Raw genomic sequence first — 14,999 nt, 5'->3', positions numbered from 1 at the left:
GTCAGTGCCCTTCCTTCAGTTCACGGTAGGCGGCCACCAGCGCGGCCGTGGACGGATCGAGACCGGGCACGTCCGCGCCCTCGGTGAGGGCGGGCTCGACGCGCTTGGCGAGCACCTTGCCCAGTTCGACGCCCCACTGGTCGAAGGAGTCGATGTTCCACACCGCGCCCTGGACGAACACCTTGTGCTCGTAGAGCGCGATCAGCTGGCCGAGGACGGAGGGGGTCAGCTCGGTGGCCAGGACGGTGGTGGTGGGGTGGTTGCCCCGGAAGGTGCGGTGCGGCACCTGCTCCTCGGGCACGCCCTCCGCCCGGACCTCCTCGGCGGTCTTGCCGAAGGCCAGCGCCTGCCCCTGGGCGAACAGGTTGGCCATCAGCAGGTCGTGCTGTGCCTTCAGCTCGTCGCTCAGCTCGGCGACGGGCCGGGCGAACCCGATGAGGTCGGCCGGGATCAGCTTCGTGCCCTGGTGGATCAACTGGTAGTAGGCGTGCTGCCCGTTGGTGCCCGGCGTGCCCCACACGACCGGTCCGGTCTGCCACTCGACCGGCCGCCCCTCGCGGTCGACGGACTTGCCGTTGGACTCCATGTCGAGCTGCTGGAGGTATGCGGTGAACTTGGACAGGTAGTGGCTGTACGGCAGTACCGCGTGCGACTGGGCGCCCAGGAAGTTGCCGTACCAGACGCCCAGCAGGCCCAGGATCAGCGGGGCGTTGGCCGGCGCCTCGGCGGTGCGGAAGTGCTCGTCGACGATACGGAAGCCGTCGAGCATCTCCCGGAAGCGGTCCGGGCCGATGGCGATCATCAGGGAGAGCCCGATCGCCGAGTCGTAGGAGTACCGGCCGCCGACCCAGTCCCAGAACTCGAACATGTTGGCCGTGTCGATGCCGAAGCCGTCGACCTTCTCGGCGTTCGTCGACAGCGCGACGAAGTGCCGGGCGACCGCCTTCTCGTCACCGAGCGCCTCCAGCAGCCAGGAGCGGGCCGAGGTCGCGTTCGTGATCGTCTCGATCGTGGTGAACGTCTTGGACGCCACGATGAACAGCGTCTCGGCCGGGTCCAGGTCCCGCACCGCCTCGTGCAGGTCGGCGCCGTCCACGTTCGACACGAAACGGAAGGTCAGCGAGCGGTCGGTGAAGGCCCGCAGCGCCTCGTACGCCATCGCCGGACCGAGGTCGGAGCCGCCGATGCCGATGTTGACGACGTTGCGGATGCGCTTGCCGGTGTACCCGGTCCACTCCCCGGAGCGGACCCGGCCGGCGAAGTCCGCCATCCTGTCGAGCACGGCGTGCACCTTGGGTACGACGTTCTCGCCGTCGACCTCGATCACCGCGTCCCGGGGAGCGCGCAGCGCGGTGTGCAGCACCGCCCGGTCCTCGGTGATGTTGATCCGCTCACCGCGGAACATGGCGTCGCGCAGGTCGGACACGCCGGTGGCGACGGCCAGTTCCCGCAGCAGGGCCAGGGTCTCGTCGGTGACCAGGTTCTTGGAGTAGTCGATGCGCAGGTCGCCGACGCGCACGACGTACCGCTCGGCCCGCCCGGGATCCTGGGCGAACAGCTCGCGCAGGTCGGGCCGCGCCAGCGCGTCCTTGCGGTGGTCCACCAGGGCGGCCCACTCCGGCCGCCGGTCGAGCTTCGGGGTGTCAGACATGAACAGGGGTCTCCTTGCCGGCCGCGCCGCGCAGGGCGATGGCGTACATCTCGTCCGCGTCGAGGCGCCTGAGCTCCTCGGCGATGAGTTCGGAGGTGGAGCGGACCTTCAGTGCGAGGGACCGCGAGGGCTGGTCGGGCAGGGTCATCGTGGCGAGCGGGCCCTCCGGGCGGTCGATGACGATCTCGCCGTTCGCGGTGTCCAGGCGGACGGCCGTGACGACCGGACCGTCGGTGACCACCCGGTCGACCCGGACGTCGAGCCTGGCCTCCAGCCAGCGGGCCAGCAGCTCGGCCGCCGGGTTGTCGGCCTCGGCCTCCACGGTCGCCGAGGTCACCGGAACCCGGGCCTGGTCCAGCGCCGCGGCCAGCATGGAGCGCCACAGCGTCAGCCGGGTCCAGGCGAGGTCGGTGTCGCCGGGCGCGTAGGAGCGGACCCGGTTCTCCAGGACCTCCATCGGCCGCTCGGCCGCGTACAGGTCGGTGATCCGGCGCTGGGCGAGCGCGCCGAGCGGGTCCTTCACGGGGTTGTCCGGCGCCTCCACCGGCCACCACACGACGACGGGCGCGTCCGGCAGCAGCAGGGGCAGCACCACCGAGTCGGCGTGTTCGGACACCTCGCCGTACATGCGCAGGACGACCGTCTCGCCGGTGCCGGCCTCGGAGCCCACCCGGACCTCGGCGTCGAGGTGCGAGCGGGTGCGGTCGCGCAGGTTGCGGGGATGGCGTTTGATGACGACCAGAGTGCGCGAGGGGTGCTCGTGCGAGGCCTCCTCGGCGGCCCTGGTCGCGTCGTACGCGTTCTCCTCGTCCGTGACGACCACGATCGTCAGCACCATGCCGACGGCCGGTGTCCCGATGGCCCGGCGGCCCTGCACCAGTGCCTTGTTGATCTTGCTTGCCGTGGTGTCGGTCAGGTCGATCCTCATGGCCTGCGCCAGCTCCGTCCGTCTCGTGCGAGCATCTCGTCGGCTTCCCGCGGTCCCCAGCTGCCCGACGCGTACTGTGCGGGCCGCTCGTGGGTGGCCCAGTACTCCTCGACCGGGTCGAGGATCCGCCAGGACTCCTCCACCTCCTGGTGCCGCGGGAACAGGTTGGCGTCGCCCAGCAGGACGTCCAGGATCAGCCGTTCGTACGCCGCCGGGCTGGACTCCGTGAAGGACTCGCCGTACGCGAAGTCCATGGACACGTCCCGGATCTCCATCGACGTGCCCGGCACCTTGGAGCCGAACCGCACCGTCATGCCCTCGTCGGGCTGGACCCGGATGACGATCGCGTTCTCGCCCAGCTCCTCCGTGGCGGTGGAGTCGAAGGGGGAGTGCGGAGCCCGCTGGAAGACCACCGCGATCTCCGTCACCCGGCGGCCGAGCCGCTTGCCGGTGCGCAGGTAGAACGGCACGCCCGCCCAGCGGCGGTTGTCGATCGCCAGCTTGACCGCGGCGTAGGTGTCGGTCGTGGAGGCCGGGTCGATGCCCTCCTCCTCCAGGTAACCGGGCACCTGCGCGCCGCCCTGCCAGCCGCCCGCGTACTGCCCGCGCACGGTGTGCCGGCCGAGGTCGTCCGGCAGCCGCACCGCCTTCAGCACCTTCAGCTTCTCGGTGAGCAGCGACGGGGCGTCGAAGGAGGCGGGCTCCTCCATGGCCGTGAGGGCCAGCAGCTGGAGGAGGTGGTTCTGGATGACGTCGCGGGCGGCGCCGATGCCGTCGTAGTAGCCGGCCCGGCCGCCGATGCCGATGTCCTCGGCCATGGTGATCTGCACGTGGTCGACGTAGGACCGGTTCCAGATCGGCTCGTACATCTGGTTGGCGAAGCGCAGCGCCAGGATGTTCTGGACGGTCTCCTTGCCCAGGTAGTGGTCGATGCGGAAGACCTGCTCCGGGTCGAAGACCTCGTGCACGAGCGCGTTCAGGTCGCAGGCGCTGTCCAGGTCGTGCCCGAACGGCTTCTCGATGACCGCGCGGCGCCAGGAGCCGTCCGGGGCGTCGGTCAGCCCGTGCTTCTTGAGCTGCTGGACGACCTTCGGGAAGAACTTCGGCGGCACCGAGAGGTAGAAGGCGTAGTTGCCGCTGGTGCCGCGGGAGGTGTCCAGTTCCGCCACGGCCTTGCGCAGCTGTCCGAACGCGTCGTCGTCGTCGAAGTCGCCCGGGATGAAGCGCATGCCCTCGGCGAGCTGCTGCCAGACCTCCTCGCGGAACGGCGTGCGCGCGTGCTCCTTGACGGCGTCGTGCACGACCTGGGCGAAGTCCTGGTTCTCCCAGTCCCGGCGGGCGAAGCCGACCAGGGAGAAGCCCGGCGGCAGCAGACCGCGGTTGGCCAGGTCGTACACGGCCGGCATCAGCTTGCGGCGGGACAGGTCGCCGGTGACGCCGAAGATGACCAGACCCGACGGCCCCGCGATACGCGGGAGGCGGCGGTCCTGGGGATCGCGCAGGGGGTTGCTCCAGTCGAGCGGTGCCACGGGCTCGACGGTCTTCCCGGCCGCGCTCTCCTTCTTCGCGTTCTTGGCGGCGCGGGCCGTCCCGGCCTTCCCGGCGGTCCGGGCGGCCCCGGGCGCCTTCGCCGCCTTCGGTGCTTTCGCGGCCTCGGCCTCCTCGGCCTTCTGGGCGTGCAGCGGCCCCGCGGCCTCCTGCGCCGCCCCGGCCTCCTTGGCCTCCTTCGTCGCCTTGGTCTCGTGGACCGTCGTAGCGGGAAGGTCCTCGCTCATTCCCCGTCAACTCCCTTGCTGTCGAGGGACTTCGTCACGGCATCGAGCAGGTCCTGCCAGGCCGTCTCGAACTTGGCCACGCCCTCCTGCTCCAGCTGCTGCACCACCTCGTCGTACGAGATGCCGAGCCGCTCCACGGCCCCGAGGTCGGCCCGGGCCTGGGCGTAGGAACCGGTGACCGTGTCGCCCCGCACGTCGCCGTGATCCGCGGCGGCGTCCAGGGTGGCCTCCGGCATCGTGTTCACGGTGCCGGGAGCGACCAGCTCCTCCACGTACAGGGTGTCCCGGAATGCCGGGTCCTTCACCCCGGTGGACGCCCACAGGGGACGCTGGGCGTTGGCGCGGGCCCCGGCGAGGGCGGTGAAGCGGTCACCCGTGAAGACGCTCTCGTACGCCTCGTAGGCCAGTCGCGCGTTGGCCAGCGCCGCCTTCCCCCGCAGGGCGAGGGCCTCGTCCGTGCCCAGCAGGGAGAGGCGCTTGTCGATCTCGCTGTCGACGCGGGAGACGAAGAAGGAGGCGACGGAGTGGATGTCCGCCAGACCGAGCCCGGCCGCCCGCGCCTTCTCCAGGCCGGCGAGGTAGGCGTCCATGACCTCGCGGTAGCGCTCCAGGGAGAAGATCAGCGTGACGTTGACGCTGATGCCGGCGCCGACGACCTCGGTGATCGCCGGGAGACCGGCCTTCGTCGCCGGGATCTTGATCATCACGTTGGGGCGGTCGACCAGCCAGGCCAGCTGGCGGGCCTCGGCGATCGTGGCCGCGGTGTCGTGGGCGAGACGCGGGTCGACCTCGATGGAGACCCGGCCGTCCCGGCCGCCGGTGGCGTCGTACACCCCGCGCAGTACGTCGGCGGCGGCGCGGACGTCGGCGGTGGTCATCATGCGGACCGCCTCGTCGACGGTGACGCCCCGGACCGCGAGGTCGGCGAGCTGCTCCTCGTAGCCCGCGCCGGAGCCGATGGCGGCCTGGAAGATCGAGGGGTTGGTGGTGACGCCGACGACGTTCCTCGTCCCGATCAGCTCGGCGAGGCTGCCGGACTCGATCCGCCGCCGCGACAGGTCGTCCAGCCAGATGGAGACGCCCGCGTCGGACAGGCGCCGCAGCGCCTCCCCGGTGGCGGTTGCTTCGGTCACAGTGATCATCTTCTCTTTCTGCGGTGCTTGCGGTACTTGCGGTGCTCGCGGTGCTTGCGGTTCTGCGCGCGGTCTGCCCGCGGTCTTCCGCGGTGGGATCCGGCCGGTTCAGCCGCGGACGGCGGCCAGGGAGTCCCTGGCGGCGGCGACGACGTGTTCGGCGGTGAAACCGAACCCGGTGAACAGGGTCGTGGCGTCGGCGGAGGCGCCGAAGTGCTCCAGGGAGACGATCCGTCCCGCGTCCCCGACGAACCGGTGCCAGGTCAGGCCGATGCCGGCCTCCACGGCCACCCGGGCCCGCACGGACGGCGGCAGCACGCTCTCGCGGTACGCGCGCGGCTGCTCGTCGAACCACTCCACGGACGGCATCGACACCACCCGGGTGGCGGTCCCCTCGGCCTCCAGCGCCTCCCGCGCGGCCACGGCGAGCCGCACCTCGGAGCCGGTGGCGATCAGGACGACGTCCGGAGCGCCGGTGGAGGCGTCCTTCAGGACGTACCCGCCGCGCGCGGCGTCCGGGTTCGGCTCGTACGTCGGTACGCCCTGACGGGTGAGGGCGAGACCGTGCGGGGCCGGGCGGGTCGAGTGGCGCCTGAGGATCTCGGCCCAGGCGGTCGCGGTCTCGTTGGCGTCGGCCGGACGCACCACGTTCAGGCCCGGGACGGCGCGCAGCGAGGCGAGGTGCTCGACCGGCTGGTGGGTCGGGCCGTCCTCGCCGAGTCCGACGGAGTCGTGCGTCCACACGTAGGTCACCGGGAGCTGCATCAGGGCGGACATGCGCACGGCGTTGCGCATGTAGTCGGAGAAGACCAGGAAGGTGCCGCCGTAGACGCGGGTGTTGCCGTGCAGCGCGATGCCGTTCATCTCCGCCGCCATCGAGAACTCGCGGATGCCGAAGTGGACGGTGCGGCCGTACGGGTCGGCCCCCGGCAGCGGGTTGCCCTCGGGGAGGAACGAGCTGGTCCCGTCGATGGTGGTGTTGTTCGAGCCGGCCAGGTCGGCCGAGCCGCCCCACAGCTCGGGCAGTACCGGTCCGAGCGCCTGGAGCACCTTGCCGGACGCCGCGCGCGTGGCGACGGACCCGCCCGTCTCGAACACCGGCAGGGTGTCCTCCCAGCCCTCGGGCAGCCGGCCGGCGACCACGCGGTCGAACAGCTCGGCGCGCCGCGGCTGGGCGCCCCGCCACTGGTCGATCCGCTTGTCCCAGGCGGCGTGCGCCTCGGCGCCCCGGTCCAGGGCCCCGCGGGCGTGCGCGAGGACGTCGTCGGCCACCTCGAAGGACCTTTCGGGGTCGAAGCCGAGCACGCGCTTGGTGGCGGCGACCTCGTCCGCGCCGAGGGCGGAGCCGTGGGAGGCCTCGGTGTTCCGCGCGTTCGGGGCCGGCCAGGCGATGATCGTGCGCAGGGCGACGAGGGAGGGGCGCCCGGTCTCGGCCTGCGCCGCCGTCAGCGCCGCGTGCAGCGCGTGCACGTCGACGTCGCCGCTCTCGGCGGGCGCGACGCGCTGCACGTGCCAGCCGTAGGCCTCGTACCGCTTCAGCACGTCCTCGGAGAACGCGGTCGCGGTGTCGCCCTCGATGGAGATGTGGTTGTCGTCGTAGAGCAGGACCAGGTTGCCGAGCCGCTGGTGACCGGCCAGGGACGAGGCCTCGGCGGAGACGCCCTCCTGGAGGTCGCCGTCGGAGACGATCGCCCAGACGGTGTGGTCGAAGGGGGACTCGCCCGCAGGGGCCTCCGGGTCGAACAGGCCCCGTTCGTAACGGGCCGCCATCGCCATGCCCACCGCGTTGGCGACGCCCTGGCCCAGCGGTCCGGTGGTGGTCTCCACCCCCGCGGTGTGCCCGTACTCGGGGTGGCCGGGCGTCTTGGAGCCGTGCGTGCGGAAGGCCTTGAGGTCGTCCAGCTCCAGCTCGTACCCGGCGAGGTAGAGCTGGGTGTAGAGGGTCAGCGAGGTGTGGCCGGGGGAGAGGACGAAACGGTCACGGCCGGTCCACTCCGGGTCGGCGGGGTCGTGCCGCATCACCTTCTGAAAGAGCGTGTACGCGACCGGGGCCAGGGCCATCGCCGTGCCCGGGTGGCCGTTGCCGACCTTCTGGACGGCGTCGGCCGCGAGGACACGGGCGGTGTCGACGGCACGCCGGTCGAGTTCGGTCCATTCGAAGCGGTCCGTGCCGTCCACTGTGTGCGTGCTCATCTTCAGGAAATCCTCGGTCGGAGCGGAAGAACTGGGCTGACGTGTTCGAACTTAAAAGTCTGACTTTTAGGAGTGAAGGTCGTGGTGTGCCAGCCTGTGGTGAAACTGGGACACGCCCCGGCGCCCGGGCGCACGGGTGGGACGGCACGAGAAGGACATGGCGGACGAAAACATCCACGACGGTGCCGGCGGCGCCACCGGCAGAAGCGGCGACGGGATCGATACGTTCCCCTTCCCGGTCGATCTCAGCCTCCTCGGCGTCGGCGTGCAGGTCGGTCCCCTGGGCGCCGGCCGCACCTGGCACGCGCACGCGCCGCTGCACCGCGTGCACCGCATCGACTTCCACGTCGTCATGCTCTTCACCGGCGGACCGGTCCGTCACATGATCGACTTCGCCGAGTACGAGGCGACGGCCGGCGAGGTGCTGTGGATCCGGCCCGGACAGGTCCACCGCTTCTCGCCCGACAGCGAGTACCGCGGAACGGTGCTGGCCATGCAACCCGGCTTCCTGCCCCGCGCCGTCGTGGAGGCCGCCGGTCTCTACCGCTACGACCTGCCGCCCCTGCTCCGCCCCGACGAGGCGCCGCTCGCCGGGCTGACGGCCGCGCTCGACCAGCTCCGCCGCGAGTACGAGGACGCCACCACCCTGCCCCTCAGCCTGCACACCGCCGTCCTGCGCCACACGCTGTCCGCCTTCCTGCTGCGCCTCGCGCATCTCGCGGTCAGCTCCGCGCAGGCGGCGCGGCAGGGCCGGGGGGAGATGCCCGGCGACACCGCCTTCACCCTGTTCCGGAACGCGGTGGAGCGGGGCTTCGCCACCAACCACAGCGTCAGCGCCTATGCCGACGCGCTCGGTTACTCCCGTCGCACCCTCGTACGCGCGGTGCGCGCCGCGACCGGCGAGACGCCCAAGGGATTCATCGACAAGCGGGTCGTCCTGGAGGCCAAGCGCCTCCTGGCCCACACCGACATGCCGATCGGCCGCGTCGGCGCGGCGGTCGGCTTCCCGGACGCGGCGAACTTCTCCAAGTTCTTCCACCAGCACACGGACCAGACGCCGGCCGGGTTCCGGGCTCAGTTGCGCTGAGCCGACGCGACGGGGCCCCGACGCGCGGGGGAATCCCGCCCGCCGGGCCGGACGCCCCCGCCCCGCGGCCCGAGGGGAACCGGTTCGCGTGCCCGAAGTCCGTCGGCCGGCGGCGGGGAGGGGAGCGGGCGTGCCATGATCGGCGCCGGGCGGAAGTCCGGCCGGGCGGCGGAAGGGTACGGATGTGAGGCTGACGATTCTGGGCGGCGGCGGGTTCCGGGTGCCGCTCGTGTACGGCGCGCTCCTCGGGGACCGCGCCGAGGGACGCGTGACGCACGTCGTGCTGCACGACCTGGACGGGGCGCGGCTGTCGGCGGTGACCCGGGTCCTGGCCGAGCAGGCGGCCGGGGTCCCCGACGCGCCCGCGGTGACCGCCACGACCGACCTGGACGAGGCGCTGCGCGGCGCCGACTTCGTGTTCTGCGCGATCCGCGTCGGCGGTCTCGCGGGCCGGGCCGCGGACGAGCGGGTGGCGCTCGCCGAAGGTGTCCTCGGTCAGGAGACGGTCGGTGCGGGCGGCATCGCCTACGGGCTGCGGACCGTCCCGGTCGCGGCCGGCATCGCACGCCGCGTGGCCCGGCTGGCGCCGGACGCCTGGGTCATCAACTTCACCAACCCGGCCGGCCTGGTCACCGAGGCCATGTCCCGCCACCTCGGCGACCGCGTCATCGGCATCTGCGACTCGCCGGTCGGCCTCGGCCGGCGCGTCGCCCGCGTGCTGGGCGCCGACCCGGAACGGGCCTGGATCGACTACGTCGGCCTCAACCACCTCGGCTGGCTCCGCGGCCTGCGCGTCGCCGGCCGCGACGAACTCCCGCGGCTGCTCGCCGACCCGGCGCTGCTCGGCTCCTTCGAGGAGGGCCGGCTCTTCGGCCCCGAGTGGCTGCGCTCCCTCGGCGCGATCCCCAACGAGTACCTGCACTACTACTACTTCAACCGGGAGACCGTCCGCGCCTACCAGGAGGCCGACCGCACCAGGGGCGCGTTCCTGCGCGACCAGCAGGCCGGTTTCTACGAGGAGATGCGCCGCCCCCACACCCCGGCGCTGGCCGCCTGGGACCGTACCCGCGCCGAACGCGAGGCCACCTACATGGCCGAGAACCGGGAGGCGGCGGGTGCGGGCGAGCGCGAGGCCGACGACCTCTCCGGCGGCTACGAGAAGGTGGCGCTCGCGTTGATGCGGGCCGTCGCCCGCGACGAGCGCGCCACCCTGATCCTCAACGTCCGCAACCGCGGCACGCTGCCGGTCCTCGACGCCGACGCCGTGATCGAGGTCCCGTGCCTGGTCGACGCGAACGGCGCCCACCCGGTGGCCGTCGACCCGCTGCCCGGTCACGCCACCGGCCTGGTCTGCGCGGTCAAGGCGGTGGAGCGGGACGTCATGGCCGCGGCCGAGAGCGGCTCCCGCGCGACGGCGGCGCGCGCCTTCGCCCTGCACCCCCTCGTCGACTCGGTCGACGTCGCCCGCCGCCTGGTCGACGGCTACACGGCCGTCCACCCGGGCCTGGCGTACCTCAGGTAGGGCCTGAAGCAGGGGCGGCCCCGAGGGGCCTGTCCGGGCGCGGACGGCCGGTCCGGGCCGTCGTCGGCGGTGTCCGTCGACCGGGCCCGGTCGACGCGGCGTGTCCGCCGTCCGGGCACGTCCCGCGGGTCCGTCGACCGGACCCGGTCGGCGCGGCGTGTCCGCCGTCCGCCCCCTCCCGCGTGTGTCCGCGCGGCCGGGCGGCGGCCCGCACCTCCGGACCGAGGCGGGCACGGGCACGCGGCGGGCCCGAACGGGTCCGCCGTGCGCGGCGCCTCTACGCCGGAGCCTCGGCGGCCGGCAGGCCCGGTGCGGAGGCGCCCACCGGGCCGACGACGGGGGCCGCGGCCGAGGGGCACCTCCCGGAAGCCGGGACCGGCAGGCCCGGCAGGCCCGGCAGGTCCGCGCGCCGGCGGGGCGGGGACACCGGTCGCAGCGGACGCGGTCCGGACACCACCGTGTAGTCCTGAGCCAGGAACGGCGGTGTCAGGTCGCCCGGGTCGTCGCCGAGGGCCAGCCGGACCGCCGCCCACGGCGCGTTGATCCCGCACAGTGCCAACTGGTGCAGGCCACCGGCCGGGCGGGTGTTGACGTCCATCAGGACGGGCCGGTCGCCGTACATCCGGAACTGCACGTTGGACAGGTGGTGCAGCCCGAACGCCTCGGCGATCCGCCGGGCCGGGGCCAGCCACTGCTCATGGAGCGTGAACCCCCGGCGGCGGCCGTTCTTCGTGCGTCCCACGGCCAGCCGCACGCGGTTGTCGGGCCCGGTGAGGCAGTCCACGGAGACCTCGGGCTCCTCGAGACGCGGCATCACCAGCCAGTCCACGGGCTCCGCCGCCGTCCGCAGCGCGTCCACGACCAGGGGCAGCGGCACGGAGGGGCTCGGGAAACCGTCGAGCTGGGCGAGGGAGAAGGGGTCCCGGGTGACCGTCCGGAAGCCCACGCCGCCCGCGCCGGACGCCGGTTTGAAGCACGGCCGGTGTCCCTGCGCCTCCAACTCCTCGACCGCACACACGAGTTCGTCGGCCGTACGGACCCGCCACCACGGCGGCACCGGAACGCCGATCGCCCGGACCGCCTCGTAGGCGACCACCTTGTCCTCGAAGACGGCCACCGCCTCCGGCGGCGGCGCCAGCACCGCGGTGCCCGCCGCCTCGAACTCGGCGCGGTGGGCCACGACCGCCGCCTGGTGCAGGCGGGGCACGAACACGTGGATGCCGCGCCGCGCGCACTGGTCCAGGGCGTATTCGGTGTAACCGGCGGGGGACAGGCCCTCCGGCTCCAGCTCGGCCGTGTCGGCGGCGGCCAGCACGGGGGAGTCGGGGTCGCCGTGGGTGGCGTGGATCTCGACGGCCCGGTCGGCGGGGTTCCTCCGCAGCTGATCCATGAAGAAGACGTTCTCCGCGTACGTGCGGTTGAGCCAGACGCGTACGGGAGAGACCATGCAGGCCGCCTTTCACGGTTCGCGGGCAGGGCTAAGCGGGCCGTGCCCGGCCAGAGGGGTTGGAGGGACACCGAGCCGCCCTGCGCGGAGGGAGAACCGGGGCGGTGGTGTTGGGGCGATCATAGGGGGTCCCTCGGCCCCGAGCGCAAAGCGCGTCACGCGGAGGCGCCCCCGCCGTCAGGGTGCGGGCGCGGGGTGCCGGCCCGGCGGGACGGGCGGCCCTTGTGAGCGGCCCCGGAATGTGATCTCGTGATCGGGAACGCGCGTCCGGAAAAGGGGTGGGGATGACGTCGACGGCAGGTGGCCCGGGACAGCTGTGGGCCATCAGCGACCTGCACATCGGCTACGCGGAGAACCGCGAGCTGGTGGAGAAGATGCGCCCCGAGTCCGACGACGACTGGCTCCTGGTGGCCGGCGACGTGGCGGAGACCGTGGCCGACGTGCGCTGGGCGCTCAGTACCCTCGCGGACCGCTTCCGCCGGGTCGTCTGGGTCCCCGGGAACCACGAACTGTGGACGCACCCCAAGGACTCCGTCGCCCTGCGTGGCGTCGCCCGCTACGAGCACCTCGTCGCCATGTGCCGCGAGCTGGGCGTGACGACGCCCGAGGACCCGTACCCCGTGTGGGAGGGGGCCGGCGGCCCGGTGGTGGTGGCACCGCTGTTCCTGCTCTACGACTACTCGTTCCTGCCCCCCGGATGCGCGACCGCGACAGAGGGGCTGGCGTACGCCCACGGCACGGGTGTGGTGTGCAACGACGAGTTCCTGCTGCACCCCGACCCGTACCCGAGCCGCGAGGAATGGTGCCGGGCGCGGGTCGCCGAGACCGAGCGCAGGCTCGCCGAGCTCCCCGCCGGCCTGCCGACGATCCTCGTCAACCACTACCCGCTGGACCGCCACCCCACCGACGTCCTGTGGTACCCCGAGTTCGCCATGTGGTGCGGCACCCGCCTGACCGCCGACTGGCACCGCAGGTTCCGGGTCGACACCATGGTCTACGGGCACCTGCACATCCCGCGGACCACCTGGCACGAGGGCGTCCGCTTCGAAGAGGTCTCGGTGGGCTATCCCCGCGAATGGCGCAAGCGGTCCGGGCAGCCGGGACAGTTGCGCCGCATCCTGCCGTCGCCGCCACGAGAGGAGACCACCCGGTGATCGAGGAGCTGCTGCCCGCCACGGTGGTCACCGTGGAGGCCCACGGTGACGACGACGCCGGACACCTGCCTCTCTACCCGGAGGAGGAGGCGCTCGTGGCGCGGGCGGTCGCCAAGCGCCGCCGGGAGTTCACCGTCGTGCGGTCCTGCGCCCGCCGGGCCATGGAGAAACTCGGCGTACCCCCGCAGCCCGTGCTGAACGGCGAGCGCGGAGCGCCGCAGTGGCCGGCCGGGGTGGCCGGCAGCATGACCCACTGCGACGGCTACTGCGCCGCCGCCCTGGTCCGCGCCGCCGACCTGGCCTCTGTGGGAATCGACGCCGAACCCGACGGGCCGCTCCCGGACGGCGTGCTGTCCGCCGTGTCCCTGCCCGGCGAGGCGCAGCGGTTGCGCCGGCTGGCGTGGGAGCGGCCCGGCATCCACTGGGAGCGGCTGCTGTTCAGCGCCAAGGAGTCGGTCTACAAGGCGTGGTTCCCCCTCACCGGGAAGTGGCTGGACTTCATGGAGGCCGACATCGAGATCTCCGTGGACCCCGTCGACCCGCGCCGCGGCGTCCTGCGTGCGGCCCTCCTGGTGCCCGGACCCGTCGTGGGCGGCCGGCGCGTCACCCACTTCGACGGCCGCTGGACCGCCCAACACGGCCTGGTCGCCACGGCGATCACGGTCCCGCACGCCTGACCGGCGTCCGCGTCGCCGGCCCCGGGGCTCGCCGGACCGGCCCCCGGGTCCCGGATCAGGCGGTCCCGTGGGGCCGGTGTCCGCGTCACGGGCGCGGACACCAGTCGCGCAGCAGCCGGAAGAACGCCTCCTCGTTGCCGGCCAGCCCCGCGGCCTCCAGCGCCTGTTCCGCCTCGGCCAGGACGGAGGGCGGGACGACGGGCGGGTGAGGGGTGCCGGCCGGCGACTGCGCGGTGTCGAAGCCGGCCCGCACGGTGTGCAGGAGCCGCAGGTAGGCCTGAACGGCGGTGCGCTCGTGGTCGGTCAGTACGGCGGTGGTCATCGGTCGGCTCTCCCCACAACGACGTCAGCGGTCACGCGCCCCCGCGCGGCGGCGGCACACTCCCAGCTTGCCGTCCACCACTGACAATCCGGACGGGTCGCGCCCCGCACGCGCCTGGCGGCCGGCCCCCCACGCCGTACGCACCGGGGTCCGGGCCGACCGTGCCGGGCCGCACGGTGCAGGAGCGGCGGGTGGCGTCGCCTGCGTCCACCGGCCGCACCCGGTCGTCGGCGACCTGCCGCGGCCCCTCTCCGAGCACCGGCGACCGGCCGGCTCGCGGTGCGGGCGGTGCGTGTTCCGGCGTACGTCCGGGTCTTCGCCGGGCTCAGGACTCCGGCCGTTTGACGCTCTCCAGGAGCATGTCCAGCCACTCGGCGACCTTGTCGCGGTGCTGGTCGGTGGGCAGTTGCGCGGCCCGCCAGGCGATCCCGCGGACACCGTGGTCCTGCAGCAGCCGCTCCAGCGGGTCGTCGGCGGCGGCTGCCGCCTGCCGCTCCCGGTCGGCGAGCTGCTGCAGCAGGTCCTGCTCGGAGCGCTGCAGGGCGCCCGCGAGCGCCTCGGGGTCCTCGGCGGTGAGGAATCCGGCGTGCACCCGGAAGAAGCGCTGGATGGCGTCGCAGTGCTCCATGGTGGGCCGCCGGTCGCCGTTGATGAGGGCGCCCGCCTGCTGCCGGGACATGCCGGCTCCGTCGGCGATCTCCTGCTGGGTGTACTTGCGGCCGTTGGGCTTCAGCCGGGTGCGGCGCAGTAGGTCGAGGCGCTGCACGAACCGGGCCTGCACGTCGGGTTCGCCCGCCGGGCGTCCGCTCAGCAGGGCGCCCACCACGGACTCGGGGACGCCGGAGGCGGCGGACAGGCGGCCGACGTCGAAGACTTCGGCCTGCGGTACGCCGAGCCGGTCCGCGAGGGCGGTGACACGGGCGACGAGGGCGGACAGCACGGCCGTCGGCATGGCACCCGGATCCTCGAAGCCACCCGTCACCGACAGCTCTCCTACGTCTCTCACAGGCCTCACAGGCTTTGCACAAGCGGTTGCCGTGAACTCCCGGAGAGTAGCCTGCCGCTCGAACTCACATCCAGGTCTCGCCACAACTGTGGCCAATTTCAGCC

At 73.0% G+C, this 14,999-nt stretch carries 12 protein-coding genes; 4 read left to right on the top strand and 8 right to left on the bottom strand.

The window, feature by feature from the left end:
• Position 1: 1 nt before the first annotated feature.
• From pgi to tkt, 5 genes are all read right to left on the bottom strand, one after another.
• On the bottom strand, positions 2–1,651 hold the full coding sequence (gene pgi, locus ACVV2G_RS25840) for a glucose-6-phosphate isomerase (protein ID WP_453845164.1): 1,650 nt from the start codon (positions 1,649–1,651) through the stop codon (positions 2–4).
• Complete coding sequence (gene opcA / locus ACVV2G_RS25835; protein WP_453845163.1) at positions 1,644–2,579, bottom strand: glucose-6-phosphate dehydrogenase assembly protein OpcA; 936 nt, start codon at positions 2,577–2,579, stop codon at positions 1,644–1,646. Before opcA ends, pgi begins: the two co-directional genes overlap by 8 nt.
• The gene (zwf, locus tag ACVV2G_RS25830; protein WP_453845162.1) at positions 2,576–4,354 is read right to left on the bottom strand and encodes a glucose-6-phosphate dehydrogenase; all 1,779 of its coding nucleotides are present in this window, start codon (positions 4,352–4,354) and stop codon (positions 2,576–2,578) included. The genes opcA and zwf overlap by 4 nt, the downstream gene beginning before the upstream one ends.
• Positions 4,351–5,496, bottom strand: coding sequence for a transaldolase (tal, locus tag ACVV2G_RS25825; protein ID WP_453845161.1), 1,146 nt, complete (start codon positions 5,494–5,496; stop codon positions 4,351–4,353). The genes zwf and tal overlap by 4 nt, the downstream gene beginning before the upstream one ends.
• 99 nt (positions 5,497–5,595) lie before the next feature.
• Positions 5,596–7,680 (bottom strand): transketolase, encoded by a 2,085-nt coding sequence (tkt, locus tag ACVV2G_RS25820; RefSeq protein WP_453845160.1) that lies wholly within the window; start codon positions 7,678–7,680, stop codon positions 5,596–5,598.
• Positions 7,681–7,837: 157 nt separating this feature from the next.
• Between tkt and ACVV2G_RS25815 the strand changes: the two genes are divergently transcribed.
• Entirely contained in the window at positions 7,838–8,767 is a 930-nt protein-coding gene (locus ACVV2G_RS25815; RefSeq protein WP_453845159.1) for a helix-turn-helix domain-containing protein, read from the top strand.
• Between the two features lie 184 nt (positions 8,768–8,951).
• Positions 8,952–10,289, top strand: coding sequence for a 6-phospho-beta-glucosidase (locus tag ACVV2G_RS25810; protein WP_453845158.1), 1,338 nt, complete (start codon positions 8,952–8,954; stop codon positions 10,287–10,289).
• A gap of 277 nt (positions 10,290–10,566) precedes the next feature.
• Here ACVV2G_RS25810 and ACVV2G_RS25805 read toward each other — a convergent pair whose 3' ends face one another.
• The gene (locus ACVV2G_RS25805) at positions 10,567–11,736 is read right to left on the bottom strand and encodes an ATP-grasp domain-containing protein (protein ID WP_453845157.1); all 1,170 of its coding nucleotides are present in this window, start codon (positions 11,734–11,736) and stop codon (positions 10,567–10,569) included.
• Positions 11,737–12,020: 284 nt separating this feature from the next.
• Here ACVV2G_RS25805 and ACVV2G_RS25800 point away from each other — a divergent pair, with 284 nt between their 5' ends.
• Both ACVV2G_RS25800 and ACVV2G_RS25795 read left to right on the top strand, forming a co-directional pair.
• A complete protein-coding gene (locus ACVV2G_RS25800; RefSeq protein ID WP_453845156.1) occupies positions 12,021–12,890 on the top strand; it encodes a metallophosphoesterase family protein in 870 nt (289 codons plus the stop codon).
• A complete protein-coding gene (locus tag ACVV2G_RS25795) occupies positions 12,887–13,567 on the top strand; it encodes a 4'-phosphopantetheinyl transferase family protein (RefSeq protein ID WP_453845155.1) in 681 nt (226 codons plus the stop codon). Before ACVV2G_RS25800 ends, ACVV2G_RS25795 begins: the two co-directional genes overlap by 4 nt.
• A gap of 85 nt (positions 13,568–13,652) precedes the next feature.
• Here ACVV2G_RS25795 and ACVV2G_RS25790 read toward each other — a convergent pair whose 3' ends face one another.
• On the bottom strand, positions 13,653–13,889 hold the full coding sequence (locus ACVV2G_RS25790; protein ID WP_453845154.1) for a hypothetical protein: 237 nt from the start codon (positions 13,887–13,889) through the stop codon (positions 13,653–13,655).
• A gap of 325 nt (positions 13,890–14,214) precedes the next feature.
• On the bottom strand, positions 14,215–14,871 hold the full coding sequence (locus tag ACVV2G_RS25785) for a helix-turn-helix domain-containing protein (protein ID WP_453845153.1): 657 nt from the start codon (positions 14,869–14,871) through the stop codon (positions 14,215–14,217).
• Positions 14,872–14,999: the final 128 nt, after the last annotated feature.

The organism is Streptomyces sp. JK94, from assembly GCF_053613315.1.
The sequence above is the reverse complement of the archived record's forward strand: the minus strand, read 5'-3'. Positions and strand labels throughout refer to the sequence as shown.

Coding starts and splice junctions, on each gene's coding strand:
- ACVV2G_RS25790 (WP_453845154.1), bottom strand. CDS start 13,889: ATGACCACCGCCGTACTGACCGACCACGAGCGCACCGCCGTTCAGGCC.
- pgi (WP_453845164.1), bottom strand. CDS start 1,651: ATGTCTGACACCCCGAAGCTCGACCGGCGGCCGGAGTGGGCCGCCCTG.
- ACVV2G_RS25815 (WP_453845159.1), top strand. CDS start 7,838: ATGGCGGACGAAAACATCCACGACGGTGCCGGCGGCGCCACCGGCAGA.
- opcA (WP_453845163.1), bottom strand. CDS start 2,579: ATGAGGATCGACCTGACCGACACCACGGCAAGCAAGATCAACAAGGCA.
- ACVV2G_RS25800 (WP_453845156.1), top strand. CDS start 12,021: ATGACGTCGACGGCAGGTGGCCCGGGACAGCTGTGGGCCATCAGCGAC.
- zwf (WP_453845162.1), bottom strand. CDS start 4,354: ATGAGCGAGGACCTTCCCGCTACGACGGTCCACGAGACCAAGGCGACG.
- ACVV2G_RS25805 (WP_453845157.1), bottom strand. CDS start 11,736: ATGGTCTCTCCCGTACGCGTCTGGCTCAACCGCACGTACGCGGAGAAC.
- tkt (WP_453845160.1), bottom strand. CDS start 7,680: ATGAGCACGCACACAGTGGACGGCACGGACCGCTTCGAATGGACCGAA.
- tal (WP_453845161.1), bottom strand. CDS start 5,496: ATGATCACTGTGACCGAAGCAACCGCCACCGGGGAGGCGCTGCGGCGC.